The organism is Rhizobium laguerreae (assembly GCF_019778565.1).
GTDB classification, from domain to species: Bacteria; Pseudomonadota; Alphaproteobacteria; order Rhizobiales; family Rhizobiaceae; genus Rhizobium; species Rhizobium laguerreae.
In genome coordinates this window covers 198,852-222,250 of record NZ_JAAXQT010000008.1, presented here as the reverse complement: position 1 = coordinate 222,250, position 23,399 = coordinate 198,852, and the positions used below count along the sequence as shown (strand labels likewise).

At 58.7% G+C, this 23,399-nt stretch carries 39 protein-coding genes and 1 tRNA gene; 38 read left to right on the top strand and 2 right to left on the bottom strand.

What is annotated here, in order from left to right:
- Positions 1-393: 393 nt before the first annotated feature.
- Complete coding sequence (locus HFO71_RS24060; RefSeq protein WP_221988509.1) at positions 394-588, bottom strand: hypothetical protein; 195 nt, start codon at positions 586-588, stop codon at positions 394-396.
- Positions 585-1,280, bottom strand: a complete 696-nt coding sequence (locus HFO71_RS24055) for a LexA family transcriptional regulator (protein WP_221988508.1) — start codon at positions 1,278-1,280, stop codon at positions 585-587. Before HFO71_RS24055 ends, HFO71_RS24060 begins: the two co-directional genes overlap by 4 nt.
- Before the next feature lie 82 nt (positions 1,281-1,362).
- Here HFO71_RS24055 and HFO71_RS24050 point away from each other — a divergent pair, with 82 nt between their 5' ends.
- The 38 genes from HFO71_RS24050 (at position 1,363) to HFO71_RS23870 (ending at position 23,367) form a co-directional block, all read left to right on the top strand.
- Positions 1,363-1,602 carry a hypothetical protein gene (locus HFO71_RS24050; RefSeq protein WP_221988507.1) on the top strand — a complete coding sequence of 80 codons (240 nt, stop codon included), beginning with the start codon at positions 1,363-1,365 and terminating at the stop codon, positions 1,600-1,602.
- A complete protein-coding gene (locus HFO71_RS24045) occupies positions 1,599-1,874 on the top strand; it encodes a hypothetical protein (protein ID WP_221988506.1) in 276 nt (91 codons plus the stop codon). Before HFO71_RS24050 ends, HFO71_RS24045 begins: the two co-directional genes overlap by 4 nt.
- On the top strand, positions 1,871-2,230 hold the full coding sequence (locus tag HFO71_RS24040; protein WP_221988505.1) for a hypothetical protein: 360 nt from the start codon (positions 1,871-1,873) through the stop codon (positions 2,228-2,230). The genes HFO71_RS24045 and HFO71_RS24040 overlap by 4 nt, the downstream gene beginning before the upstream one ends.
- Entirely contained in the window at positions 2,227-2,433 is a 207-nt protein-coding gene (locus HFO71_RS24035; RefSeq protein ID WP_221988504.1) for a hypothetical protein, read from the top strand. Before HFO71_RS24040 ends, HFO71_RS24035 begins: the two co-directional genes overlap by 4 nt.
- On the top strand, positions 2,430-2,615 hold the full coding sequence (locus HFO71_RS24030; protein WP_221988502.1) for a hypothetical protein: 186 nt from the start codon (positions 2,430-2,432) through the stop codon (positions 2,613-2,615). The genes HFO71_RS24035 and HFO71_RS24030 overlap by 4 nt, the downstream gene beginning before the upstream one ends.
- Positions 2,612-2,842, top strand: coding sequence for a DUF551 domain-containing protein (locus HFO71_RS36475; RefSeq protein WP_221988500.1), 231 nt, complete (start codon positions 2,612-2,614; stop codon positions 2,840-2,842). Before HFO71_RS24030 ends, HFO71_RS36475 begins: the two co-directional genes overlap by 4 nt.
- Before the next feature lie 333 nt (positions 2,843-3,175).
- On the top strand, positions 3,176-3,559 hold the full coding sequence (locus tag HFO71_RS24020) for a hypothetical protein (protein ID WP_338150489.1): 384 nt from the start codon (positions 3,176-3,178) through the stop codon (positions 3,557-3,559).
- A gap of 51 nt (positions 3,560-3,610) precedes the next feature.
- On the top strand, positions 3,611-4,372 hold the full coding sequence (locus HFO71_RS24015) for a DNA cytosine methyltransferase (protein WP_221988499.1): 762 nt from the start codon (positions 3,611-3,613) through the stop codon (positions 4,370-4,372).
- A complete protein-coding gene (locus HFO71_RS24010) occupies positions 4,369-4,605 on the top strand; it encodes an SH3 domain-containing protein (protein ID WP_221988498.1) in 237 nt (78 codons plus the stop codon). Before HFO71_RS24015 ends, HFO71_RS24010 begins: the two co-directional genes overlap by 4 nt.
- Positions 4,602-4,979 (top strand): DUF1064 domain-containing protein, encoded by a 378-nt coding sequence (locus HFO71_RS24005; RefSeq protein ID WP_221988497.1) that lies wholly within the window; start codon positions 4,602-4,604, stop codon positions 4,977-4,979. The genes HFO71_RS24010 and HFO71_RS24005 overlap by 4 nt, the downstream gene beginning before the upstream one ends.
- Positions 4,976-5,659 (top strand): HNH endonuclease, encoded by a 684-nt coding sequence (locus HFO71_RS36330; RefSeq protein WP_221988496.1) that lies wholly within the window; start codon positions 4,976-4,978, stop codon positions 5,657-5,659. The genes HFO71_RS24005 and HFO71_RS36330 overlap by 4 nt, the downstream gene beginning before the upstream one ends.
- Complete coding sequence (locus HFO71_RS23995) at positions 5,656-5,985, top strand: hypothetical protein (RefSeq protein WP_221988495.1); 330 nt, start codon at positions 5,656-5,658, stop codon at positions 5,983-5,985. The genes HFO71_RS36330 and HFO71_RS23995 overlap by 4 nt, the downstream gene beginning before the upstream one ends.
- Positions 5,951-6,352: a hypothetical protein gene (locus tag HFO71_RS23990; protein ID WP_221988494.1), complete on the top strand. Its 402-nt coding sequence runs from the start codon at positions 5,951-5,953 to the stop codon at positions 6,350-6,352. The genes HFO71_RS23995 and HFO71_RS23990 overlap by 35 nt, the downstream gene beginning before the upstream one ends.
- Positions 6,349-6,783 carry a hypothetical protein gene (locus HFO71_RS23985; RefSeq protein WP_221988493.1) on the top strand — a complete coding sequence of 145 codons (435 nt, stop codon included), beginning with the start codon at positions 6,349-6,351 and terminating at the stop codon, positions 6,781-6,783. The genes HFO71_RS23990 and HFO71_RS23985 overlap by 4 nt, the downstream gene beginning before the upstream one ends.
- Positions 6,780-7,313 (top strand): GcrA family cell cycle regulator, encoded by a 534-nt coding sequence (locus HFO71_RS23980; protein ID WP_221988492.1) that lies wholly within the window; start codon positions 6,780-6,782, stop codon positions 7,311-7,313. The genes HFO71_RS23985 and HFO71_RS23980 overlap by 4 nt, the downstream gene beginning before the upstream one ends.
- Positions 7,310-7,513: a response regulator transcription factor gene (locus HFO71_RS23975; RefSeq protein ID WP_221988491.1), complete on the top strand. Its 204-nt coding sequence runs from the start codon at positions 7,310-7,312 to the stop codon at positions 7,511-7,513. Before HFO71_RS23980 ends, HFO71_RS23975 begins: the two co-directional genes overlap by 4 nt.
- 10 nt (positions 7,514-7,523) lie before the next feature.
- On the top strand, positions 7,524-8,174 hold the full coding sequence (locus HFO71_RS23970) for a hypothetical protein (protein ID WP_245006965.1): 651 nt from the start codon (positions 7,524-7,526) through the stop codon (positions 8,172-8,174).
- A 269-nt stretch (positions 8,175-8,443) separates the two neighbouring features.
- Positions 8,444-8,518, top strand: a tRNA-Phe gene (locus HFO71_RS23965).
- Positions 8,519-8,644: 126 nt separating this feature from the next.
- Positions 8,645-8,998: a hypothetical protein gene (locus HFO71_RS23960; protein WP_221988489.1), complete on the top strand. Its 354-nt coding sequence runs from the start codon at positions 8,645-8,647 to the stop codon at positions 8,996-8,998.
- A complete protein-coding gene (locus tag HFO71_RS23955; protein ID WP_221988487.1) occupies positions 8,995-9,192 on the top strand; it encodes a hypothetical protein in 198 nt (65 codons plus the stop codon). Before HFO71_RS23960 ends, HFO71_RS23955 begins: the two co-directional genes overlap by 4 nt.
- A complete protein-coding gene (locus tag HFO71_RS23950; protein ID WP_221988485.1) occupies positions 9,182-9,397 on the top strand; it encodes a hypothetical protein in 216 nt (71 codons plus the stop codon). Before HFO71_RS23955 ends, HFO71_RS23950 begins: the two co-directional genes overlap by 11 nt.
- 30 nt (positions 9,398-9,427) lie before the next feature.
- Positions 9,428-9,616 carry an Acb2/Tad1 domain-containing protein gene (locus HFO71_RS23945; RefSeq protein ID WP_221988483.1) on the top strand — a complete coding sequence of 63 codons (189 nt, stop codon included), beginning with the start codon at positions 9,428-9,430 and terminating at the stop codon, positions 9,614-9,616.
- 31 nt (positions 9,617-9,647) lie between these two features.
- Positions 9,648-9,773: a hypothetical protein gene (locus HFO71_RS36225; protein ID WP_276522909.1), complete on the top strand. Its 126-nt coding sequence runs from the start codon at positions 9,648-9,650 to the stop codon at positions 9,771-9,773.
- Between the two features lie 126 nt (positions 9,774-9,899).
- Positions 9,900-10,163, top strand: coding sequence for a spike base protein, RCAP_Rcc01079 family (locus tag HFO71_RS23940; protein ID WP_221988481.1), 264 nt, complete (start codon positions 9,900-9,902; stop codon positions 10,161-10,163).
- A 40-nt stretch (positions 10,164-10,203) separates the two neighbouring features.
- Entirely contained in the window at positions 10,204-10,494 is a 291-nt protein-coding gene (locus HFO71_RS23935; RefSeq protein WP_245006964.1) for a hypothetical protein, read from the top strand.
- Complete coding sequence (locus HFO71_RS23930; RefSeq protein WP_221988477.1) at positions 10,466-11,764, top strand: PBSX family phage terminase large subunit; 1,299 nt, start codon at positions 10,466-10,468, stop codon at positions 11,762-11,764. Before HFO71_RS23935 ends, HFO71_RS23930 begins: the two co-directional genes overlap by 29 nt.
- A 3-nt stretch (positions 11,765-11,767) precedes the next feature.
- The gene (locus HFO71_RS23925; protein ID WP_221988476.1) at positions 11,768-13,822 is read left to right on the top strand and encodes a portal protein; all 2,055 of its coding nucleotides are present in this window, start codon (positions 11,768-11,770) and stop codon (positions 13,820-13,822) included.
- Positions 13,823-13,867: 45 nt separating this feature from the next.
- On the top strand, positions 13,868-14,746 hold the full coding sequence (locus tag HFO71_RS23920) for a hypothetical protein (RefSeq protein ID WP_221988474.1): 879 nt from the start codon (positions 13,868-13,870) through the stop codon (positions 14,744-14,746).
- Between the two features lie 29 nt (positions 14,747-14,775).
- Positions 14,776-16,023, top strand: a complete 1,248-nt coding sequence (locus HFO71_RS23915) for a P22 phage major capsid protein family protein (RefSeq protein WP_221988472.1) — start codon at positions 14,776-14,778, stop codon at positions 16,021-16,023.
- Between the two features lie 16 nt (positions 16,024-16,039).
- Positions 16,040-16,273 (top strand): hypothetical protein, encoded by a 234-nt coding sequence (locus HFO71_RS23910; RefSeq protein ID WP_221988470.1) that lies wholly within the window; start codon positions 16,040-16,042, stop codon positions 16,271-16,273.
- On the top strand, positions 16,270-16,950 hold the full coding sequence (locus HFO71_RS23905) for a hypothetical protein (protein ID WP_221988468.1): 681 nt from the start codon (positions 16,270-16,272) through the stop codon (positions 16,948-16,950). The genes HFO71_RS23910 and HFO71_RS23905 overlap by 4 nt, the downstream gene beginning before the upstream one ends.
- Positions 16,940-17,581: a phage adaptor protein gene (locus HFO71_RS23900; protein ID WP_221988467.1), complete on the top strand. Its 642-nt coding sequence runs from the start codon at positions 16,940-16,942 to the stop codon at positions 17,579-17,581. The genes HFO71_RS23905 and HFO71_RS23900 overlap by 11 nt, the downstream gene beginning before the upstream one ends.
- Positions 17,578-19,023 (top strand): hypothetical protein, encoded by a 1,446-nt coding sequence (locus HFO71_RS23895; protein ID WP_221988465.1) that lies wholly within the window; start codon positions 17,578-17,580, stop codon positions 19,021-19,023. The genes HFO71_RS23900 and HFO71_RS23895 overlap by 4 nt, the downstream gene beginning before the upstream one ends.
- Positions 19,024-19,377: a hypothetical protein gene (locus HFO71_RS23890; protein ID WP_221988463.1), complete on the top strand. Its 354-nt coding sequence runs from the start codon at positions 19,024-19,026 to the stop codon at positions 19,375-19,377. It abuts the gene before it with no gap.
- Between the two features lie 59 nt (positions 19,378-19,436).
- Positions 19,437-19,778, top strand: coding sequence for a hypothetical protein (locus tag HFO71_RS23885; RefSeq protein WP_221988462.1), 342 nt, complete (start codon positions 19,437-19,439; stop codon positions 19,776-19,778).
- Positions 19,775-20,602, top strand: a complete 828-nt coding sequence (locus tag HFO71_RS23880) for a hypothetical protein (RefSeq protein ID WP_221988460.1) — start codon at positions 19,775-19,777, stop codon at positions 20,600-20,602. Before HFO71_RS23885 ends, HFO71_RS23880 begins: the two co-directional genes overlap by 4 nt.
- The gene (locus HFO71_RS23875) at positions 20,603-21,727 is read left to right on the top strand and encodes a hypothetical protein (RefSeq protein ID WP_221988459.1); all 1,125 of its coding nucleotides are present in this window, start codon (positions 20,603-20,605) and stop codon (positions 21,725-21,727) included.
- Positions 21,727-23,367 (top strand): hypothetical protein, encoded by a 1,641-nt coding sequence (locus HFO71_RS23870; protein ID WP_221988458.1) that lies wholly within the window; start codon positions 21,727-21,729, stop codon positions 23,365-23,367. The genes HFO71_RS23875 and HFO71_RS23870 overlap by 1 nt, the downstream gene beginning before the upstream one ends.
- Positions 23,368-23,399: the final 32 nt, after the last annotated feature.

Below are 23,399 nucleotides of genomic sequence, written 5' to 3'. Positions count from 1 at the left end.
CTGTGACTGGTGAGAATGGCTTGCGGACCGAACCAGTGATATCAGTGATATCATACCGGCCTTAAATTGCAACCTTTCAAAACCAGAGCGCGCGGAATGACGCGGACCGGTTCGGCCGTGCGCTGATGTTTGAGCAAGGAACGGGATGCGATTAGGCTCAACGGGTCTCTGGCAGCGAAAGCTGGTGATGTGCCCGGATCGTCAGGTAGCCCCTGAAAAAGACATCAAGACATGCGGGCGGCTATAGCCAGGCATGTAGCGGAATAAGCGGCGGTCGGCTCCGTAGAGCAGGTCATCCCTTCCGATCCAGGTGCATCGGCATTTTTGCCGAGGTTCTTGGTTTGCGGAGATTTCAACGGTCTCACCATAGAGCAGAACCTTAACCAGATGAGATTAAAGGATATCTCTATCATCTAGTATACTGCGTATGAACGCAATTTCGCTGCGAAGATCCTGAATTTCGTTCGACAGGATGACGATCGCGCCAAGCGCCATCACCAGAAGACACGTCTCCCAAGGAAAGCCGAGAACGAAATGGCCGAACGCCATCGCGGCAAATCCGAGCAAACAGGGGAGGAGCGTCTTCATCCGTTACCCGCCAAAGTGATGTAATGAACTGACACAACGGTTCCGCTAGCGAAACGCAGCTCTTTGGCCGGATTGAATTGCTCAAGCACCAGCTCGATGCTGTTTTGCCGGATGAACTTCTTAACGTAGGCGAGCAGGGGGCCGTGTTCATCGTTGCGAATCTGGACGATGACGTAATCACCCTTTTTTACGCGGCGCCGAGGGTCGACATAACAGATTTCACCATCGTCATAGCGCGGCGACATCGAATCGCCGGCGACCTGAACAGCATATGCGTCCGGAATGCTAGCAATAGCCGGAGGTGCCTTGACCTCGTAGAGGACGCTGCCGTTCATGAGAAATTCCCCGTCGACGCCGCCGACCGCCTGGCCATATACCGGGATCGTGCGTCCAAGACCTTCTACCTTATCGCGAATAATCGCGTTTGGTAGTTCAAGATTCTGTAATATACCGGGGGATGTCTCGTTAACGTTAAGAGAATGTGCGCTTCCGTACAAAAGCCACCCTGCGTCAACGTTGAACAGCTTGGCATATTTCTCGGCGGCCTTCCGCGAAAGTTCACGGTTGCCGTTTTCGTGACTTATGAGTGTATTTTTATTGATGTCTCTCGGGAACGCAGACGCGGCTGCAGTGGGGCTATCATACCCCGCTGACGCTCTCGCTTCTTGTAGGCGATCCCTCGGCTTCTTCATTCGTACCTTATGACTTAAAAACATCGTGCAGTGTGTACGATTTTAGCTTGCTATTTCTTCGTACGTTTTGTACGTTAAGTTTATGAGCAACGAACCAGCCTCCATTTCTGCCCTCATCGACAAGTGGGCCACCATCGCCGAATTCGCAGCTGACGTGGGCTGCGGATACGAAGCTGCCAGGCAGATGCGTCTGCGCGAGAGCATCGCTCCCGGACACTGGAGCAAGGTGGTCTCGGCGGCGAAAGCGCGGGAGATCCGCGGCGTCACGTTCGAGTGGCTGGCAGAACGCCACGCCTCAAATTCAAAGGTGGCTGCATCATGACATGGAACCAGAACATGGCCGCCGCTCCAAAGAGCAAGAGCGTCCCGCGCACGATCCAGACCACCAAGGGCGAGCGCACCTACAACGAGCTTCAGCATGAATACGTCATCCTGAACACCAAGTGCGCCAAGGCGCTGCGGTCGTACTGGATTCCCGACGAACAGCGCTGGGCCGGTCTGTCGAAAGGCGAAGAGCCGATCGCATGGCAGCATTGGCCGACGCCGTTGCAGGTCGACCAAGAGCGCGCGCCGAGGACGGGGGACGCAGCATGACCACTCTGCAATCGAGACAGATCAAGGCCGCCCGCAAGGCCCATTGCTGCGAGCAGTGCAATACGATGATCGCCGTTGGCGAGCCTGCGAAATACAACTTCGGCATATGGGAAGGCGAGCCCTTCGGCACCTACACCCATCTCGAATGCAATGCGGCGGCCAACGAATACGCTGAGCTGAACGACCTCTGGTTCGAAGAATACCCGTGGTTCCAGTTCATGGATGACAGTGAGCATGATCACCACGCTTGGCTCCTGGAAAAACATCCGGTTGTAGCGGCGCGGCTCAACGTTAAAGCACCCATTCCCACTCCCAACACCACCCTAGACGAGCAGGAGAGGGGAGACGCAGCGTGAGCGAGACAATCATCAAGTCCTCCATCCCTGGAATTCGAGATCTCCTCATCGCGAGAGCCGCTGACTGCGTTGTCCTCAGCAAGGTCGTGGACGGTAACCCGATGACATCCTCGCTGGTTGCCATCCCTCTCGAAGACATCCCCGCCCTCATCAAGGCGCTGCAGCCATTCGCCAACGAAGTCCATGAAAGGGATTCGCTATGACCTTCCTCGGCCCACTTTTCGTCACCCTTGTCATCGGCTTCTTTTTCTTCTGCACCGTCGTTGCCTTCGCTGCATGTGCAGTCGGCCGTGACCGGGAGCTCGACGAGTTGGACTATGACAATTCCCATCCTGACGGCTTCGTTCGTCACTACGCCCGCGTTTCGACAGAGGTGTCGAAGTGAGCGAGTGGCAGGACATCAGCACGGCGCCGAGGAACTACAAGCCGATTTGGGCATGCAACCCCCAGAAAGGTCACGAAGGCATCGTCGTCCATAACGGCTCAGAATGGGAACTTCTCAGCCACGACGGTTTCCCGATGGGCGTTGGCTTCTACCCGACCCATTGGATGCCCCTACCTGCTCCACCAATCACCAACCCCGACAGCGCTCCTCCTCCCACCCCTGAGTGACTGTCAGGCGCTGCCGGCGTCGGCCTCCCTCGATGTCGGCAGCATTTTCATCCGCGGTAGTGACCACTCCGCAAGCAATCGAATAGCGATCGAGCCAATGGATACGAATGAACTTTCTCCATCTGACTCGATCGCATCACCGGAGACAACGGGCGGCGGTGCGCTCTGGTGAATAAGAAAAACTGGTTCCCGGCGGCGGGTGCCTGAGCGAGACGAAGGGGCCAAGGCCCCGGCAAGGGCGGTCCCTTCGTCTCCAATTATCTGAGTGTCCTGTTTGGTCATCTTCAGCAGCTCCGGTGAACAAGAGCGAAGATAACCGCAGGAGAATCCAAGGTGTCGGAAAACGACCACGTGAAGTTGGAGCGTTACTCCAAGAGGCAACAGGGCATGAGTGACACATTTTCAGCTCAAGGGATGATGAGGGAAGCTTTCCCGCGCGATTACTACGGTGGCTACAAGGCCGCGGTTTACGCAGCGTATCGCTTCATTTCTCCCCGCGTAAAAAAGAAGTTCACCCCCAGGCGCGCGGCGGCGATCTGGAATGGCGAAGCTCGTCGCATCGATATGGAAGAAGCGGCGGCACTAGAAGAAGCACTAATCGAGGAACACCAAAATGAAACCAAACGCCTCCGTGCCCGTCTGGCTGCGTTGGACGCGAAGATTACCGCCTTCGACGCGCGCATGGCTGGCGAGACACTGGCGGAAGGTAGCCGGTAAGCGGATCACCTGGGCCGACTGGATCATCGGGGACAAGAAGGATGGCGACGAGTGACCGCCTACTACAACGAGATCGATCCGTATGCGGCCGCTTGGCTGAGAAACCTGATCGCCGCCGGCCATATAGCGCCTGGCGACGTCGATGAACGGAGCATTGTTGATGTCCAGCCCGACGACCTTAGAGGCTATACGCAGTGCCATTTTTTCGCTGGAATCGGCGGGTGGTCCTACGCACTTCACCTTGCGGGATGGCCCGACAATAGACCTGTTTGGACAGGTTCATGCCCCTGCCAACCGTTCTCTGTCGGCAGCGTTGCCCATGGCGGAGCGAAAGGCCAAGGCGATGAGCGGCATCTCTGGCCGACTTTTAGAGACCTCATCAGCGAGCGATCGCCTGCAACAGTCTTTGGCGAACAGGTTGCAGATGCGATTGGCTGGGGATGGTGGGATGAAGTCGCCCTTGACCTGGAAGAGAAGTCATACGCCTGCGCGGCGGTCGTTCTCCCAGCTAACGCTGTCGGAGCAAGGCACAGACGCAAGCGGCTCTTCTGGATGGCCGACGCCAGCGGCGAGGGACGGAAGGGATATCAGCCGCTCGAACGCCTTCCTGTCGCAGCGGAGACGGCATTCTCCTTCGATGGCAACCCGCTTGCTGGAGCAGGGCGCGCACTGGACGGTGATTACAGCGATCTACTGCCTTGCGATGGGCTATCCGTCGCCGTGGAACGTCTTGCGGCCAAAGGCTACGGCAACGCGATCGTCCCGCAAGCCGCGGCAGAAGTGATAGGCGCCTACATGGAGATCGCAGCATGAGCAACAAACACTGCGAATTCTGGGAAGAGATCGTAACCTCCGAGGAGCAGAAGCGCGATGCGTTGAAGGCGGCCACGAGCAACGGCCTGCAATGGGTCAGCACGTCGCGTGTCGAGGGCCGTGATGGCTTCATCCCCGGCGCCTACCGTATGCGCTTCGCCGAGCGGCCACAACGCCAGCGTGCCCCGATCAAATTTGCCGGCCACGATTACAGAGATAGGGCGCGTCAATGAGACAGATCATCCTATCCAGAGAGGAAGGTGAAGCCGTCCTGGCGCAGAAGCCGAAGCGCGCGAAGTACGGCAACAAGAAGGTCATGATCGACGGGATCACCTTCGATAGCAAGCGCGAGGCCGCCTATTACTCGGAACTCAAGATCCGCGAGAAGGCCGGAGAGGTGACCGGCGTCGAGATGCAGCGCCCATTCGCGCTCCTCGGGCTAAACGGCGCGCTTATGGCGACTTTCCGGGCTGACTTCTGCTTCTGGGATAACACCGCCGGCCGTTTCCGATGCATCGACGTCAAGGGCTTCGATACCCCCGTGGGCAAGCTCAAGCGCAAGATGATGAAGGGCCTGCTCGGCATTGATGTGGAGATCGTGAAGTGAAGTCCTGCAGGAAATGTCATGAGCAAAAGCCGGCAGATGGGTTTTACCTGATCCGTGGCAAGCCTTCGTATCAATGCAAGGAATGCCAAAAGGCATACGTCAAAGGCCGGTATCTCGCAAATCCGGACCCTGTGAAAGACCGCGCCAAGCAATGGGAAATTGATAATCCTGAGAGGCTGAAGGCCCGCAAAGCCGAATACTACGCGAGAACTTCAGACGCGGCTAAATCCAGAGCCAGGAAATGGTCGGAGAGCAACCCTGAGAAGCGAGTGGCCATAAGGGCGTCCTGGGTAGATCGAAACCCAGATCTTGCAAAATTCTCCAAGAAGCTTTCGGGCGGCCGAAGACGCAAAAAGATCAAAGAAAACGGGGTGAACATAACCCACGAGCAGCTTGACGCGATCATGTCCTTGTTTGGCGACACATGCGCGTATTGCTGGAAGCTCGTCGACGAGATGACGATTGATCATTTCGTTCCAGTCGCGGCCGGCGGGAAGACAGAGCCAGGCAATCTCGTTCCATGCTGCAGATCCTGCAACAGCAAGAAGAGTGACATGCCCCCTGAAGATTGGATGAGGAAAATCGGCGCTGAAGATGTTCGCGGCGATGGGTATTTCACCGTCCATCAGTTTTTAGAAATCTCCCGTCAAGTGTTCATCAAATGCGAGGAAGCAGCATGAACGACTTCAACGAATTTTGGTCCCTGTACCCGCGCCGTGTATCGAAGCGCACAGCCCAGAAGGCATGGGACAAGGAAACGAAGCAGACAGCGCCGGAGGTTATCCTCTCCGGCCTTCGCCGTCAGCTTCCATACCTCCAGAGCAGAGACGCTCAATTCATCCCCCACGCGTCTACCTGGCTCAATCAAGCCCGCTGGGAAGATGAGACACAACCGGCCCAACGCAACACAGGCAGGAGAACGATCAGTGACGCAGCGCGCGACTTCCTCACCAGCAACGATTATCGCGGCGATGCTTTCGGGCTTCCCAGCATCGGCAGGCACTGATCCGGATATGGCGATCCGAGCTTACCTCATGGCGTCTGGCGGCATAGAGCCTGAAGCACTTGCGCGCGCCGCCGGCCGGTTCATGCGAGGCGAGGTGGAAGGCCACAATAACGCCTTCGCCCCGAGCTGCGCAGAGTTCGCCGAGGAATGCCGGTTTCAGCAGATGTCGATCGCCGCGGAGCGAAGGCCACGCATCGAGGCCAAGCCAGAGGTCGAACAGCCGAAGGTCTCAGCCGAGAAGCTGAAGCTGCTCAAGGACGCCACCAACGGCAGCCAGAGCGCCAAGAAGAAGCTAGCAGAGATGTTTCCCGACAATCCGATCATCGCCAGTGCGGCAAAAGACGACAACAAGGAGGCGGCAGAGTGAACGTCCAAGCAGAGGCAAACACCTTCACCACGGCGCAGATTGTCGCCCTGAACATGCGTCTTGGGAAAAACGCCAAGGCGGCTCCGACAGAACGCCGAAAGACAATATTCGTCCACGTCCGTCCTGACGCTGATTACCATGTCGACGCATGGAAGGCATGGCAGTGCATCAACAACCCTGCAACGCTCCCGCTACCTTTCATCAAGGCTCACTGCCGGATTGTGGGGATCGAATACGCCACTCTGCTACGCCACCGCGGGCGAGGGACGCAAAAGCTATGGCCGTTCAGGAAATGGCTTATGCATGAAGTGGCGGCGCGCTATCCGCGTCTCAGCACCCCAAAGATCGGGATCCTGTTCGACCGGCACTGGACGACGGTTCTCTATGCCTTCGGGCGCACATCCACTGCAAGACAGAGGATGGCATCATGAACATCCACATTGAAATAGATAAGGTCGCCGCCGCCGAGATGTGGAACGAGGGGCTGTCTATCACCGATATCGCGGCCCGCTACGGCGTCACCCGTAGCAAGATATCAGGGATGATGGCCCGCGATCGAGATCGCTTCCCGAAGCGCAGAGGGGATGCACCGCCGCGCTATGCCAGGACCGGCGGCAGGAAGCCGCAGCCGAAGCTCCCAGGTGAAGCAAGGGCAAAGACGCTCCATAATAACGTCGGCAACAAGCTCTGGGGCATGAACAATACCAGAAGAGCCCGTATGGAGGCCGTCCAGCGCGAGGCATCGGATTTCCTTGCCGGCGTGTCGCCTTTGCTGCGAACGCACGTGGATGACGAAGCTCGGCTTGTTACGGGCAAAGAGCTTATCGATCTCGGAACGCATGAATGCAAATGGGCGCTGACAAACGGCGGCCCTTGGCTTTTCTGCGCTGAAGCGACCGGCGGACCGGTCTACTGCCAGCACCACGCGGACCGCGCCTATCGGCCATGGGTGTCGGCATGACAGACCTCAACATCACCCCGAGAGAAACAGAAATCATCAAGCTCCTCTGCGATGGCAAGACAGGGCCGGAGATGGCCACCATCCTAAGCCTGTCGATTCACACGGTCTACACCTATCAAGTCAGGCTGCGGGAAAAGTTCGGCGTCTACAAAGACACGGCACTCGTAGCGGCGGCATTTCGATCTGGCCTAATTCAATAGCGAGGACACCATGGGCGGCAAATCCACTAAGCTGAAGGTAAAACGGACGAACGGCGCAGGCCGTCCCCGCAAAGAGGGAGAGCGTTACCCGAGCGGCGACATAAAGCGTAGCGAAACGCAGAAGGAAGCAATGAGCGTGGCGATCGAGGCAAGGCGGCGCATCGACGGCTGGAGCGAGAAGGTGACTGACGATACGGTGAAGAGCCCATTCGCAGGCTACACCCTCGGGCGCATGTTCCTCGACGGCAGGATCACCGAAGACCAGCGCAAGGCCGGCGATGAGTACGCCGAGATCATCAGCCGCTATCATCGGCTCACCGGCATTCCGTTCCCGAGCGCCAGGGCGCAATCGCTGTTCTCGGTCAAGGGCCATGATGGCGAACAGTCGGAGAGCGTCACGGATAGAGCGCGCAAGGCGAGCAACGCGATGATGGAGGCGATCGGCATCCTCTTGCGCCTAGAGGACGGCCCCCAGGTCCGCGCGCTCGTTCATAACCTGGCAGTGATGGATTACGAGCATCTCCGAAGCATGGGTCCTCAGCAGATCCTCTGGTTGCGCAGGGGATTAACGGCCTTGGGCAATCGCAAGCAGTTGCCAACGCATACCAAATCAGTTAATTGTGTTGGTAAATCACATACTGAGATTTTCGCCTCCAGATGAGGCCACGATTTGGAATGGATGGCCAGCCACATTCAGCGAAATGTCTGGCACGATAAAGAGAAACGCTGATCTCTGCCATTCTTCCAAAGCCATTCGAGGCAAATGCCTCAACAAGATCGGGGTTGGCAAGTGAGCCATGGCCTTACGATATCGGAACCAGAGTGACGGGCTCATAATCCGCTCTCTCCGATTAGGGTCTGACAGCTGGGGTGCATCCCAGCCCCCGTACCCATCACCACCATCCCATAGCCCTCTCAGAGGACAAACAGGCTCCCGTAGCTCAGCTGGATAGAGCGCTTGGCTAAATCCCTGGAGGTCGCGGTGTTCGAATCCCGCCGGGAGCCTGCCTCTGGGGCAACCTACCATCCCATAGCCCGTCGCTCACAGTGGCGGGCTCTTTGTATTCCAGAATTCCGAAATGGTTCGGATAGGCCGCTGCGGCGGTCGCTTTCAGCATGAGGAAAATGACAATGCTTATCGAATATAGCATTCGCCCCATCACTCGTTACATCGTGACCCGCTACGAAACGTCTGGCCCAGATGAAAACGGCAGAGGCGTTGGTGGCTCCACTCAGATAGGCGGTGAATACAGCACGGCTGAGGGTGCCTACGAGATCGGCTACGCCGTGTGCAGGGTCGAGCACCAGCAGCTTGGCTGGGCGGCTGGCGATGACCGCATTAAATACCCGATTCATCCAGCGGTCGCCGCTCAAGCCGACATGCAAAGGCAAATCGACTCCGGTGCCGTCAGCATATTGCGGACGCCATTGAATTCAAACGCTTGCGAAGTGGGCGAGTATCCTGAACCGCCGATCCCGGCATGAGCAAGGTCGTCAGCCTTTCCGATCGGCGTCCACCGGTCGTCTACACGGTGCGCATCATGCATCATTGGGATGATCGGCTGGAAATCTTCGTCGAGGATGTGGCTGACGACGAACGCAGCCTGAATAGCGTAGCAGATGCGCTGCAGCGCGCGGCCGATGCTTTCAAAGCGGGAGACCGGCAACATGCGAGATGATTTCGCGCTCGTGACCAACAAGAGCCGGCCTGTGGACATGGCCTCTGAACACTTGTTCGGCCATGTCAACTCACCAGCCATAGATCTACCGAGCGCCAGCCTCCTCGAAGAGTTCAAGACAGCAGCGCAGGAGTTCGTTGACGCGGCCGACGCCGGTGCCGAGCTTGACAAGTACGTCAAGCGGTTCAAGGAACTGCTCGCCTAAAGCCCTTCCTGCATATTCTGAGGTAGTGAGATGATCAAAGAGACTGACAGCATTCAGCCGTCCATTGAGCAGGCGGAAGCCATTCAGGACATTCGCAACGCTGCTCAGGCTTACATCGATCTCCTCAAGTCCCATGAGCATTCGCGAGAGATGTCTATCGCTCTCACCAATGCGGGAACGTCGGCAATGTGGGCCGTCAAAGCCGTCACCCGCACATGACCTTCTGGAACCGCTACCGCCGAGGGATCATATGAGAAACCTCATCATCATCGCCATATGGATTGGCCTCGCCATTGCGCTCGCTACGCCGTTCCTGATCCTGGCAGGTTGCGCCAGGCCACAGCCGATGGGTGAGAACGTTTGGAAGGCGCTATAGGCCAAATACAACCTGCGAAGTTGTATCGGCGGCATGAAAATGGTCTCGGATACGGGGCCTATACACTAAATGATTGAAAACGGGCTGTTTTAGGCCGTCTGATCTCGAACTTCAGGAGAAATCCAAATGGCAAGCAGCTTCGACGCCATCAAGCCGGCTGGCTGGGTATGGGCGGTCACGCCTTCGGATACCGTTGACTTGGTTATCCCGACGCGCGCTCTTTTCGTCGGTGGCGCTGGGAATCTCTCGGTCCAGGCTTTCGACCCGGCAACGAAGAAGCTCGCCACGGTCGTCCTGACCGGCGTAACGGCTGGTTCTGTCCTGCCGATCGAGGTCACCCGCGTCAACTCCACCAGCACCACGGCCACGACAATCGTCGCACTGGCGTAACACAATTACATTTGCACCAACCTGAGAGGGAGTGCAGCACGTGACTGAAACTCCTAAAGTAGGGCTCGATAGGTCAAAGACAGGCAGAGCCAAGGGAACGCCGAACAAGACGACCGCGCTTCTCAAGGATGCGATCCTTCAGGCAGCAACCAAAGCAGGCGGTAAGGATGGACTGGTCGGCTATCTCGAAATACAGGCCGCGGCAAACCCAGGACCATTCATGGCTCTCCTTGGCAAGGTTCTGCCGATGCAGATAGCCGGCGATCCTGACCACCCTCTTACCCACATCATCGAACGCCGCATTGTCCGTCCTTCAGATCCCAACAGCTGAGGTTTTCGAACCTCTCCTTGGGCCAGCTCGATACAAAGGCGCAAAAGGCGGCCGCGGCTCAGGGAAATCCCATTTCTTCGGCGGCCTGATGATTGAGGATCATCTCGCGGAACAAGGGATGCTCTCGGTCTGCATCCGTGAAGTGCAGAAGACGCTTGCCGACTCATCCAAGCGCCTGCTCGAAAGCAAGCTCGCAGATTTCGGTCTTGGTGAAGCTGATGGCTTCAAGGTCTTTCGCGACACGATCGAAACGCCTGGCGATGGCGCGATCATCTTCCAGGGCATGCAGGACCACACTGCGGAATCCATCAAGTCGCTCGAAGGCTTCAAGCGGGCATGGTGGGAAGAAGCGCAGACGGCCTCGATGCGGTCGCTCAACCTGCTCCGGCCGACGATCCGCGCTCCAGGCTCAGAGATCTGGTTTAGCTGGAACCCGCGCCGCAAGGTCGATCCTGTCGACGTGATGATGTGTGGCGAGGAGAGACCAACCGGCTCTGTTCTGGTCACTGCCAATTGGCGCGACAACCCTTGGCTTACGCCAGAGCTTGAGCAAGAGCGTCTCGACTGTCTTCGCATGCAGCCTGACCAATACGATCACATCTGGGAAGGTGGCTATTTGACCGTGGCAGCTGGCGCCTATTATGCCAAGCACCTTGCAGAGGCAAAGGCAGAGGGCCGCATAGGCAAGGTTGCCGCCGACCCGCTGATGACCATTCGCCTCATCTGCGACATTGGTGGAACTGGCGCCAAAGCCGACGCCTTCACGATCTGGCCCTGTCAGTTCATCGGCAAGGAGATCCGCTGGCTCGATTATTACGAGGCTGTTGGCCAGCCGCTCGCGTCTCACCTCAACTGGTGCAGATCAAAGGGCTACACGCCCGATCGCGCGCAGTTCTGGTTGCCGCACGATGGCTCGACCAACGACAAGGTTTACGACGTCTCCTACGAAAGCGCCCTGCGTGACGCAGGCTATCGGGTGACGGTTGTTCCCAACCAGGGCAAGGGCGCTGCAGCAGCTCGCATCGAAGCCGCTCGCAGGCTCTTCCCGAACATGTGGTTCAACGCCGACACCACAGAAGGCGGCAGGGCTGCTCTCGGTTGGTATCACGAGAAGAAAGACGAAGCGCGCGGCATTGGCCTTGGTCCAGAGCACGATTGGGCCTCGCACGGTGCTGACGGATTTGGCCTTGGCTGCGTCGTCTACGAAGAGCCGACCGCACAAAAGAAGCATGATCCGCGGAATGCGGGCGCCGGCAGTTGGATGGGATGATTCATGGCTGATATGGAAGACATCCTCACGGAAGCCAAGGAGGCGTTCCGGCGCGTCTCTGACTTCGAGGACGAAAACCGCAGCGAGGCGCTTGAGGACATCCGGTTTTCCCGTCTGGGCGAGCAATGGCCCGAAAAGATCGTCAAGCAGCGGGAGATCGAGTTCCGCCCCTGCCTGACCATCAACAAGATGCCGGCCTTCATTCGCCAGGTCGTCAACGACTCCAGGCAGAACAAGCCGTCGATCAAGATCCATCCGGTCGACAGCGGGGCTGATGTTCAGACCGCTGACGTGATGAACGGGCTTATCCGCAACATCGAATATACCTCGAATGCGGATGTCGCCTATGACACCGCGATCGAGGCCAGCGTCTCGGGTGGCTTCGGCTATTGGCGCATCGGGCTTGACTACGCCTATGACGACAGCTTCGACCTTGATCTCTGCATCAAGCGTGTCGCCAACCAGTTTTCCGTCTACGGCGATCCTGACAGCACGGAAGCCGATTCCAGCGATTGGAACAGCGCCTTCATCGTCGATCGCCTGAGCCGTGAGGAGTTTGCCCGAAAGTACAAGGGTAAGAAGAACGTCGATGACGGAGAGATGGCAGTCGACTTCGAAAGCGATGCCTGGAGCCAGTCAAACGATTGGCTTGACGACAAGACCGTTGTCATCGGCGAATGGTGGAAGAGAGAGCAGGTCGAGAAGAAGATCATCCTGCTTTCCGATGGGCGTGTTCTCGACGAGGAGATGACCAAGCAAGACCCGATGACCATGGTGCTTATCAACGAGGGCGTGCTTCAGATAAAGCAGTCTCGCACCGCCAACTCGCACAAGGTCACGCAATACATCATGACCGGCGCCGACGTCATCAAGACGAACGACTGGCTCGGCTGCTATATCCCGATCGTCCCGGTTTACGGTGATGAGATCATCGTCGAGGGCAAGCGCTATTTCCGCAGTCTGATCCACAGCGCCAAGGATGCGCAGCGGATGTTCAACTACTGGCGCACGACGAGCACGGAGCTTGTTGCGCTGGCGCCGAAATCGCCATGGATCGGCCGCAAGGGCACGTTTGATGGAGACTCCGCCAATTGGGCGACGTCTAACACGAAGAGCCACGCATATCTCGAATACGACACCGAAGCCCCGCAGCGCATTCCGCTCGACAGTGGGCCGGCGGCTGGCGCTCTGCAGGAGGCGTTGAACTCTTCCGACGACATGAAGGCGATCATGGGCATTTACGATGCCTCCCTTGGCGCTCGATCGAATGAGACCAGCGGCAAGGCGATCATGGCCCGCCAGAGGGAAGGCGATGTTGCCACGTTCCACTTCATCGACAATCTGTCGCGGGCCATTCGCCACACCGGCCGCATCCTGATCGATATGATTCCGAAGGTCTACACGCAGGAGCGCATCATTCGCGTGGTTGGCGAGGATGGGTCACAGCGAGCCGTCACGATCAACGCTCAGGAACCAAAGCCACAACTGGACCAGAATGGCCAGCCGGTCACCAATGCCCAGGGCGAGCCCATGCAGGGCGTCTATAGCCTGACCTCTGGCAAATACGACCTGACGGTAACGACCGGCCCGAGCTTCACCACGAAGCGCGAGGAAGCCGCCTACCAGATGACGGAATTCGTCCGTGCCTTCCCGGATGCAGCGCCTGTCATCGGCGACATTCTGGCGAAAAACCTCGATTGGCCTGGCTCAGAAGAGATTGCCGAGCGCCTGAAGGCCATCAACCCGGCGCTGAAACAACAGCAGGGCTTGCCGCCTGAAGTTCAGCAGATGGTCCAAGAGGGACAGCAGGCCATTCAGGAGTTGACGCAGAAGGTCCAGGCGCTGGAAGCCGACAAGAGCGTCGACCAGTTCAACGCGCAGACGCAGCGCATAAAGGTCGAAGGTGATCTGCAGAACGATCACATCAAGATCATGCAGGATAAAGAAACCACGCTGACGACGCACGCTTTGTCCGTCGCTCAGAAGGCCGATCAGGCCCATCAATCGAACATCGCCAAGGCCAAACAGGCCTCACAAGCTCCCGCGCGCCAAGGGTAAGCGGCGCAATTCCCTATCACCAACCGGAAAACGGAGTGAACCTCTATGGATGAGGCTTTGACGGCTGTTGCCGAAGCACAGGCTATGCCTGCAGGCGGAGAACAGCAGACCAACACGGCAGACAACGCAGTATCCGACGTCGAGACGGAAGAGACTGCGACTGAAGCAGAGGGCGCGGAAGGCCAGGAAGGCGACGGCGAAGCAGAGCCGGAGCTTGTCGAGGTCGACTACGACGGGAAGAAGCACAAAATCCCGGCTGAACTGAAGGACGCGCTCCTTCGCCAGCAGGATTACACCCGGAAGACCCAGGAAGTCGCGGAAGAGCGCAAGGCCATCGAGGCCAAGCGAGCCGAGGCCGATCAGATCTTCCAGACGTCGCAGGAGGTGATCGAGGCGAAAGCCCACATTCACCACATCGATTCCCAGTTGAAGCAATATGAAGGCGTCAACTGGCAGCAGCTGGAAAACGAAGACCCCATGGCGGCCATGTCGCACTGGCGGAATTACCAGACGCTGAAAGAAGAGCGCGGTCAGGTCGCAGGCTACCTGACACACACGACAAACGAACTGTCCGAAAAAGCGAAGCTGGACACAGCCAATCGACTTCGGGAAACACGCGCGTTTGCGGAGAAGAGCATCCCCGGCTGGACCGAGGACATGGACAAGAAGATCACCGATTTCGCACTCGGCAAGGGCTTTACGCGCGAAGCGTTGCAGAACGCCTACAGCCCGCAGACGTATGAAATCCTGTTCCTCGCCCATCTCGGCCATCAGGCAATGATGCAGAAGACCGCACAGCCGAAGCCAAACACAACCATCGTTCCAAAGCCACTCGAAACCGTCGCCGCCAAGGCTTCGGCAGCTCGCGTGCCGCCGGAAAAGATGGGGATGGATGACTTCGCGAAATGGATCAACAAGCGCTGATCTAGCGCATTTCCCGAAGGTAAACGTCAATGGCAAATACAACGCTTTCCGCGAGCATCATCGCGAAGGCGGCCGTGGCTATTCTCGACAACGAGCTGGTCATGGCACGCAAGGTCTTCCGCGGCTACGAGGAAGACATCACCAAGAAGGTCAACGGCTACACGGTCGGCGACACGCTCACCATCCGCAAGCCGACCGACTTCACCGTTCGCGACGGCGCCACCGCGTCCGCCCAGAACGTGACGGAAGGCAAGACCACCATTCAGGTCAACAAGCGCAAGGGCATCGACTTCAAGTTCACCTCCCAGGAGCTGACCTTGAACATCAAGGACCTGTCCGACCGCGTCATCCGGCCTGCAATGGTCCAGCTCGCCAACCAGCTCGACGTCGATCTGATGGCGGAATACAAGAACATCCCGAACTGGGTCGGTACTCCCGGCAACCTCATCAACTCGTTTGCGGACTTTGCAAAAGGCCCGGAACGCCTTGATGAAGGCGCAGTTCCCCAGGATGGCCGCACGTCGGTTCTTTGCCCCGCGGACCACTGGGCGCTCGTCGGCTCTCAGACGACGCTTTACAACGACACGATCACCAAGCCGGCCTATCGTCAGGGCAACACCGGCATGGTCGCCAATGTCGATATGTACATGACGCAGAACGTCGCCACGCATACGACTGGCTCGCGATCCGGCTCGATCCTGATCGACCTTTCCATCACGACTTCGACGATCACCTATGACGCCGTGAAGGACACCAACCAGCAGACCATCCACATCGACGCGCTTGGCGGTGCAACGCAGACCGTCAAGGCCGGCGACGTCTTCACGATCGATGGCGTCTATGACGTCAACCCGGTCACCAAGGCGCCGCTCTCGTTCCTGAAGATGTTCACGGTCGTTTCCGATGTGACGGCCGCTGGCTCCGAAACCGATCTGGTCATCACCCCGGCGATGATCTGGACCGGCGCATTCAAGAACGTCGATGTCCAGGGCGTCACCGACCTGAACAACCAGCCCGTCACCTTCGTCGGCTCGGCTTCGACCAACTATCGCCAGAACATGATCTTCACGGAAAAGGCGTTCGCGCTGATCACCGTGCCGCTCATCTCGCCTCCTGGCGCTGTCGACGTTGGCCGCGAGACCTACAAGGGCACCAGCGTCCGCGTGATCCCGGTCTATGACGGCATCTCGGACGAAAGCATGTGGCGTCTCGACGTCCTTTACGGGACGAAGACCATCGACGGTCGCCTGGCAACCCGCATCAGCGGCACGCCGTAAAGAAAGGAACACGAACATGACGGTAAAACAGCTCTCCGATGGCGGCTCTGACGGCGTCAAGCTCGGTCAGTCCGCCACCGACAAGGTCGGCCTCTACGGGGTTACGCCCGTAGCGCAGCGCACCAGCACCGTGCTAGCGACTTCGCTTCTGTCTGCGTCCTCCTACGTCTCGGTGGCATCCAACACCGCGGCGATCCTGCTGGAACTGACGAATGCGCTGGTCGCGCTCGGGGCCTACAAAACCTCGTGACGAAAATCGTCGTTGCGACCCCCAGCCTCGCCGGTCCGACCGAGCCCTATAAACGGGCTTTGGCCGGATCGGCCCCACTGCTGGAGAACGCCCATTTCATTCAGGAAATAGGCAACCCCTATATCTCGGCTGCGCGCGCTACCATGCTCCGCAAGGCGATGGATGGGCAGGCGGATATCGTGGTCTTCATCGACTATGACCTCAGCTGGCGACCTGAAGACCTCCTTACCCTCATCAATACCCCCGGCGAAGTCGTAGCCGGAACGTACCGGTTCAAGAAGGATGAGGAAGAATACATGGGGGGATGGCTCACCGACGCGACCGGCCGGCCCGTATTGCGAGACGACGGCTGCATCAAGGCCCATCGGATTCCTGCCGGCTTCATGAAGATCACCAAAGAAGCCGTAGACAAATTCATGCGTGCTTATCCCGAGCTGATTTACGGCTCCCGCTATGCGGCGGCTGTCGATCTGTTCAATCACGGTGCGATCGACGGCGTTTGGTACGGCGAGGACTACGCCTTTTCCAAGCGTTGGACGGAAAAATGCGGCGATATCTGGCTCATCCCTGACCTCAACATCAACCACCACAGCGCCAGCACGGAATTCGCGGGAAACCTGCATGAATTCCTGATGCGGTGCCCAGGTGGGGCAAAGGCGGATTGCGATGCCGTTTAGCAATTATTCCGAGCTCCAGAGCTCCATTACCGATTGGATGGCGCGCAACGACCTGACGGGCGTGGCCGCGGACTTCATCACCCTTGGCGAGGCTGGGCTCAACCGCGAACTGAAGCAGGTCGGCACGACAGCCGCCCTCACTGGGGTTTCCGGCCAGAATTACATCGACATTTCCGCCTTGTCGATCATCGAGCCGAGGGCTCTGTTCATTGAGGACTCTGACGCCGAATATGAGATGACCAAGATGGAGCTGGGAACCTACACCCAGCATGAATTCTCCGGCCGGCCGAGCATCTGGTCGATCGAGGGCAGCCGTATAGTCTTCGACAGGGAGCTTGACCAGGCTTACCCGTTCCGCTTCGTATACACCGGTCGTTTCGCCCTTTCCGATGCTGCGCCGACCAATGAATTCCTTACGGAAAACCCTGATCTCTACATGGCAGCCTCGATCGTCTGGGGCTCGGTTTACGTCAAATCAGCGCCTGACATTTCGATGTGGTCGCAGATGCTGGCCGCCTTCTTGGCGTCGGTCAAACACACCGAGGCACGCAAGGCCCGCGGTGACATGGTCGTTGACCCGGCTCTGCTTGTGATCGGCCGGCGCTATTACGATCGGGATATTCTTCGTTGATCGTCCCTTTCCCCCCCTTCGAGCCAGACAAGGCGCCATACAACAGCAACGCCACGGCGACCGCTGTGAACGCTCTGCCGATCGCCGATGGCTGGGGCCCTATGCCCTCGCTTGTGCCGCTCGCTGATGCACTCCCGACCGCGCCGCGTGGCTCGATCACGGCGAGACTGTCAACCGGAGTGCAGGTGACTATCAGCGGGACTGCTACCGGCCTCTATCTGGTCAACAACGATGGCTCTTTGACGGATGTTTCCGGCGCCAGCGCTCCCTATGCGGTCCCTGATGGCGATGAGTGGTCTTTCGACGTGTTCGGAGCCCGCATCATCGCCACCAACCTGAACGACGACGTTCAATATTACGATATCGGCACCAGCACGGACTTTGCGGATCTCCCCGGCAACCCGCCGAAGGCGCGCTTCGTCAAGGTGATCGGCGATTTTGTGGGCCTCTTCCAGTTGGCGAACGACGCTGCGGCTATTCACTGGTCTGGGATCAACAATTCCGAGCAATGGGTTCCAGGCGAGGAGCTTTGCGATACCAACAGCTTTCCCGATGGTGAAGAGCTGCAGGCGATCAGCGTCAACGGTTCCGGCGCCACCCTGGCGTTTAGATCGGGCTTCCGCTCGATGATGTTCGATCCTTCGTCTGGCTATGTCTTTACCTTCTCGCCCTTTGCCGAGGGAAGGGGCTGCGCCGCACCTCTGTCGCTTGTCGATATCGGCCGCGGGGATTTCGTCTATTACTCCGATACCGGCTTTTACCGCGGCGTTTCAGCGACCCCAATCGGGGCAGAGCGTGTCGACCGCTGGATTCAGACGGTAACGACGGACGGCACGCGCCCGAAAATCAAGGGCGTCTATGACCCCTTCCGCAAGGTGGTCATGTGGCGCTACGAGGATGCGAGCGGCAACGGCTATATCCTCGGCTACGCCTGGCAGCTGGACCGGTGGTTCCAGTCCGATACGATCGTTACTGGCCTCGGAGTATTCGCCACATCGGCAAAGACGCTTGAAGATCTCGATGCAATATCGTCATCGATCGACCTCCTGCCGTTCTCACTGGACAGCTCGGCTTATGGCGGCGGACCTCCATCTTTCGCAGGGTTCGACGCTTCGTTCAGGCTCGGCTTCTTCACCGGCTTGGCGCAACAGGCAACGATCGAGACAGGACAAACCGAGATGGTTCCGGGCAGCAGGGCTTTCGTCTCAGGCGTTCGCGCCATTAGCGACAGCCCCGGCATCACCATTGCAGTCGGAACTCTGGACTCGCACGACGACACGCCGACATGGACCGCGCAGCAGACCAGAAACAGCAGGTCGTTCATGTTCGATTTCCGAGCCGATGGCAGGCTCCACGCCTTCCGCGCCATTATCCCGGCCGAAGATGGATGGTCGTCGCTCAGCGCCTTGAACGTCAACGGCATGCCGAGTGGTGGCCTATAAATGAGCGTCAACATCCCATTCATCGCCAATGTGAAGACGATCTGCAAGGATCTGACGGTTACGACCGCGGTCAACGTCTACACTGGCACGGCCAATCTTCGTGGCTCCCTGGACAGCATGTCGGTGTGCAACGACAGCGGCGGAAGCGTCAATTTCACGCTCCAGATGACCGATGGAACGAACGTCTACAAGATCTATGACGTCTTCCCGATCGCGTCGAAAGTGACGCTGTTCATCAAGGAACACAATGTTCAACTGCCCGATGGCTGGACGCTGCAGGTCATTGCATCCGGCGCGAATGCCCTCCATGTCGTGGCCGTCATCGCTGAAGTCAGCCCGGTTCGCTCGCAATGAGGGTTGCCATCGCGAATGCCGCCGAGGTCGACCAGATTTGGCCAGTAATCAGCGAAAAAGTGATCAAGGCAACGCTGAAATACGGCAGCAACGTTTCGTCCGGTGATCTTTGGCAGATGTGCCGCGCAGGCGATGCCTTCTTGGTGGCGGTCATGGACGATCATGGCGTCAAGGGCGCGCTGATCATGCAGTTCCAGCGTTGGGCGCTGAAGCAAGTCATGTACTGCCTGGCGATCGTCGGCGAAGACATTCAGGAGTGGTTGCCAGCGGCGCGGGACTTCATCACCGGCATGGCCAAGGCCGGCGGCGCAGACAGCTTTATCGCTGAGGGCCGCGAGGGCTGGCCAGCACTCTTTCCTGACGCGAAGAAGCTACGGATAACTTACGAGGTTCAGATATGAACGGTGGCGGAAGCAAAACCACGACGCAATCGAACAGCGAGCCGTGGAAGGCAGCGCAGCCAGCCCTAAAGCAGGGCATTGGCGCGGCCCAGAACCTTTACAACAAAGGCGTTGGTGCTCAAGTCTATGGCGACTCCACCGTTGTTCCATGGGACGCAAAGACCATCCAGGGCCAGAACGCAATCACCAACTCCGCCAACGCCAATATCGGCGGCAAGGGGCTCTCCGGCCAGCTTCAGGGCGTCATCAACAACGGCGGCTACAATGCAGGCCAGTTGGAGGCGCTGAACAACACGCGCTCGGTAGCGAACGGCTCGTTCAACATCAACGAAGACCCTGGCTTTCAGCAGGTTGTCGACCTAGCGCGCAACAATGTGAACGCTGGCGCCAGCGGGGCAGGGCGTTACGGCTCAGGCATCCACCAGCAGACCATGGGCAACACCATCGGCGACCTCGGCGCGCGGCAGTATCAGGCGTTCCAGCAGCGCAAGGATGCGGCGAACAGCAATCTCTTCAATATGGGCTCCACAGGCTTCGGCCAACTCGGGCAGGCTTATTCCGGCATGAAGGCCCCCGCATCCGATCTTATGCAGGTCGGCGCCATGAACGAGGATCTCGCCACGCGCCAGATGAACGACAAGCTGCGCATCTTCAACGAGCAGCAGAACCGCCCATGGGAGAACTTAAGTAGGCTCCAGGCTATTGCCTCGGGTGCTGGGCAATTAGGCGGCACTCAAACGCAATCACAACCCGGTCAGAACCCATTTTTGACGGCTCTCGGCTACGGCGCGACTGGTGCCGGCCTTCTCGGAGGTATGTTCTAAATGGCTCTTCCCACTTTCCCCACGATGGGCAACTGGTTTGCCGGCAATGACACGCCTTACAACAAGTCGAACACGCTTCTCGGCGTCGGCCTTGGCTTGCTCAGCGGCAAGACCGCTCAGGATCAGGTAGGGCAGGCCGCCTCGAACTTTGCCAATGAACGGCAGATGGGCCGTACTTACAACAAGACGCTGCAGTTTCTCCAGGCGTCGAATCCGCAGTTGGCGCAGGCGGTGGAAGCGGGCGCCCTCTCGCCCGCTGATGCGTACAAGCTCCATATCACCAGCCAAGCCAAAGCCGACCGGCCGCGCACGTTCCATACGCTGCCAGATGGCACATATGGCTTTGCTGATCCAGACACCGTCACCTTTAACCCTCTGGGTAAGGCGCCAAAGCCAAGCGGTTCCGGTCCAGACGGCACCGGCGCCTACTATGGCACAACAATCCCTTACTACGACGCCAATGGCACCCTCCGCTACAAACAGCTGGGCAAGGATGGGAATGGCAAGGATGTTGACTTCGGCGGCGGGGTTGCCGCTCCGCCGACCAAGATCTTCGACACAGGAACGGAAGGCGTTATATTGGCCCCTGGCGGGAGGCAGACCGGCGCAATCCAGAAAAATGTTGCCGGCGAAGCGGCTCAGAAAGAAATCGGGGACGCCCAGGGCAAGGCGATTGCCGCAGCACCTGGAGACCTTCAGGCCGCACAGAACGCGCTCGATACTGTCCAAAGCCTCCGCAACGACCCGAACAAGGGCTGGGGAACCGGACTCTCGTCAATCTTCAACGCCATTCCAGGATCTCCCGGCAAGGACTTCCAGAAGAAGGTTGACCAGTCGGCGTCTGGCGCATTCCTCACGGCAATCCAGCAGATGCGCGGCCTCGGCTCGCTGTCGAACGCTGAAGGCGCCACGGCGACTGCGGCTGTGGCTCGAATGGATACGGCCACCTCCGAAGAGGAATTCAACGCGGCCCTGAACGATTACGAAAAGATCGTCAAGCAGGGCGCGGCGCGCGCTCAGGCACGCATTCAGCAGAGCGGCGGCCAGGTGCAGGCTCCTCCCAGCATGGCACCCGCTGGCGGCAACACAACGTCTACCGGCGTCCCTTGGAGCATGGAACCCTAATGCCCACACTCAACATTCAGGGCAAGCGCGTGAAGGTGGACGATTCCTTCCTTCAGCTTTCCCCCGAAGATCAGGCAAAGACGGTTGACGAGATCGCCGCACAGATCGGCGTGACGCCACAGCAGGCCGCCCCAGAACCGGATATGGCCCCGGAAGGCAAAGCTGCACAATCACTCGCCTCTGACCTCTCCGGCATGACGCAGAACCCGGCACGCGCGCTCTATGACCAGCGCCCCGAATGGCAGAAGCCGATCATTGCCGCGCAAGACATCGGCAATATCATGGGCGATGCTGCGACCTTCGGATTTGGCGACAAGATCGCTGCCGGTCTTCGCGCGCCATTCACCGACAAGACCTACGCACAAGAACTGGAGGGGATGCGTGCAGGCACACAGGCGGCACGTGATCGCTCTGGTTCTGCGTCGATCGGCGCCGATGTCGTCGGTTCGGTGGCTGCACCTATGGCGCTTGCCGGCAAGGGCGTGACGATGGCCGGCCGCCTCGGAACTGGCGCAATGACCGGTGCGAAAGGCGTTGGCGCTCGCGCTGGCCTGATGGGTCTAGAGGGCGCTGGATATGGGGCCCTTGGGGCCGCTGGCCATGATACGGACCTCGGGACTGGCGCGGCGTTCGGCGCGGCTGGTGGCACCGCCGGTTCCGTGATCGGCGATGCTATCGGCGCTGGCCTGACAAAAGCATCATCCCTCATCAAGGGAAAGCCGAAAGTTCCAGACCTGACGGCACTGAAGACTGCGGAGAAGGCTGCCTATGACGCGAGCGAAAAGGCTGGCGTCATCGTGAAGCCGGAAGGCTTGCAGGCGTTGTCGACTGACATCAAGGGGAAGCTTGCCGATTTCGGCTATGATCCCGGTCTTCAGCCGCGTATCGCACCCGTTCTGAGCCGTCTCGATGACCTCAGTAACGGTAATATAACGCTCAAGGGCATTCACACGCTGCGCAAGCTTGCCGGAAATGCAGCGATCAGCCAGGACAAGAGCGAACGAGCTGCGGCCGGTATGGTGATCAGCAGCATTGATGATTTCATGGACAATCTTGGCCCGCAAAACGTCCTTGTCGGCGACAGGATCACCGGGCCAAAGGCATTGAAAGAGGCTATCTCTCTCGGTCGCCGGGTGAGGAAGAATGAACGCTTTCTTGAGGCGATTAACAGTGCCGAACTGCGGGCCGCCTCCACAGGCTCGGGCGGCAATGTCGAGAACGCGACCCGCCAGAACGTGCGCAAGTTCCTCGAAAAAGGGAAGGGCTTCACAGGCGATGAGAAGGCGGCGATGGACGAAATTGTTCGCGGCACGCCTGGACAGAATTTCCTTCGACTGACGGGCAAACTTTCTCCGCAAGGAAATGGGCTCATGGCGGCGCTCGGGGTAGGGGGTGCGATGGTAAACCCTGCATTCGGGGCCGCATCATTGGCGGGCCTAGGAGCGAAATCACTTGCCGATCGCGGTGTCCGCCAAGGCGTTCAGGCTCTCGATGAGCTTATCCGTTCAGGGGGCAACGCAGCGGCGCTTAGAGCGGCCCAAGGCACGCTTGCACAGCTTACCCAGGCGCAGCGCGAAGCCATCGCCCGCATCGTCACCGGAGCCTCTATGGCGGCTGGGCGTCAAGCACCAGCACAATAGAAGCAAGAAGACGGCAATAGCTGAATAGTCCA

Coding starts and splice junctions, on each gene's coding strand:
- HFO71_RS23980 (WP_221988492.1), top strand. CDS start 6,780: ATGAACATCCACATTGAAATAGATAAGGTCGCCGCCGCCGAGATGTGG.
- HFO71_RS23950 (WP_221988485.1), top strand. CDS start 9,182: ATGCGAGATGATTTCGCGCTCGTGACCAACAAGAGCCGGCCTGTGGAC.
- HFO71_RS23920 (WP_221988474.1), top strand. CDS start 13,868: ATGGATGAGGCTTTGACGGCTGTTGCCGAAGCACAGGCTATGCCTGCA.
- HFO71_RS24010 (WP_221988498.1), top strand. CDS start 4,369: ATGAGCAACAAACACTGCGAATTCTGGGAAGAGATCGTAACCTCCGAG.
- HFO71_RS36225 (WP_276522909.1), top strand. CDS start 9,648: ATGAGAAACCTCATCATCATCGCCATATGGATTGGCCTCGCCATTGCG.
- HFO71_RS23900 (WP_221988467.1), top strand. CDS start 16,940: ATGCCGTTTAGCAATTATTCCGAGCTCCAGAGCTCCATTACCGATTGG.
- HFO71_RS23945 (WP_221988483.1), top strand. CDS start 9,428: ATGATCAAAGAGACTGACAGCATTCAGCCGTCCATTGAGCAGGCGGAA.
- HFO71_RS23880 (WP_221988460.1), top strand. CDS start 19,775: ATGAACGGTGGCGGAAGCAAAACCACGACGCAATCGAACAGCGAGCCG.
- HFO71_RS24040 (WP_221988505.1), top strand. CDS start 1,871: ATGACCACTCTGCAATCGAGACAGATCAAGGCCGCCCGCAAGGCCCAT.
- HFO71_RS24030 (WP_221988502.1), top strand. CDS start 2,430: ATGACCTTCCTCGGCCCACTTTTCGTCACCCTTGTCATCGGCTTCTTT.
- HFO71_RS24005 (WP_221988497.1), top strand. CDS start 4,602: ATGAGACAGATCATCCTATCCAGAGAGGAAGGTGAAGCCGTCCTGGCG.
- HFO71_RS23960 (WP_221988489.1), top strand. CDS start 8,645: ATGCTTATCGAATATAGCATTCGCCCCATCACTCGTTACATCGTGACC.
- HFO71_RS23910 (WP_221988470.1), top strand. CDS start 16,040: ATGACGGTAAAACAGCTCTCCGATGGCGGCTCTGACGGCGTCAAGCTC.
- HFO71_RS23975 (WP_221988491.1), top strand. CDS start 7,310: ATGACAGACCTCAACATCACCCCGAGAGAAACAGAAATCATCAAGCTC.
- HFO71_RS23970 (WP_245006965.1), top strand. CDS start 7,524: ATGGGCGGCAAATCCACTAAGCTGAAGGTAAAACGGACGAACGGCGCA.
- HFO71_RS24060 (WP_221988509.1), bottom strand. CDS start 588: ATGAAGACGCTCCTCCCCTGTTTGCTCGGATTTGCCGCGATGGCGTTC.
- HFO71_RS23915 (WP_221988472.1), top strand. CDS start 14,776: ATGGCAAATACAACGCTTTCCGCGAGCATCATCGCGAAGGCGGCCGTG.
- HFO71_RS23995 (WP_221988495.1), top strand. CDS start 5,656: ATGAACGACTTCAACGAATTTTGGTCCCTGTACCCGCGCCGTGTATCG.
- HFO71_RS23955 (WP_221988487.1), top strand. CDS start 8,995: ATGAGCAAGGTCGTCAGCCTTTCCGATCGGCGTCCACCGGTCGTCTAC.
- HFO71_RS23990 (WP_221988494.1), top strand. CDS start 5,951: ATGCTTTCGGGCTTCCCAGCATCGGCAGGCACTGATCCGGATATGGCG.
- HFO71_RS23875 (WP_221988459.1), top strand. CDS start 20,603: ATGGCTCTTCCCACTTTCCCCACGATGGGCAACTGGTTTGCCGGCAAT.
- HFO71_RS23890 (WP_221988463.1), top strand. CDS start 19,024: ATGAGCGTCAACATCCCATTCATCGCCAATGTGAAGACGATCTGCAAG.
- HFO71_RS24055 (WP_221988508.1), bottom strand. CDS start 1,280: ATGAAGAAGCCGAGGGATCGCCTACAAGAAGCGAGAGCGTCAGCGGGG.
- HFO71_RS24050 (WP_221988507.1), top strand. CDS start 1,363: ATGAGCAACGAACCAGCCTCCATTTCTGCCCTCATCGACAAGTGGGCC.
- HFO71_RS23870 (WP_221988458.1), top strand. CDS start 21,727: ATGCCCACACTCAACATTCAGGGCAAGCGCGTGAAGGTGGACGATTCC.
- HFO71_RS24045 (WP_221988506.1), top strand. CDS start 1,599: ATGACATGGAACCAGAACATGGCCGCCGCTCCAAAGAGCAAGAGCGTC.
- HFO71_RS23925 (WP_221988476.1), top strand. CDS start 11,768: ATGGCTGATATGGAAGACATCCTCACGGAAGCCAAGGAGGCGTTCCGG.
- HFO71_RS23940 (WP_221988481.1), top strand. CDS start 9,900: ATGGCAAGCAGCTTCGACGCCATCAAGCCGGCTGGCTGGGTATGGGCG.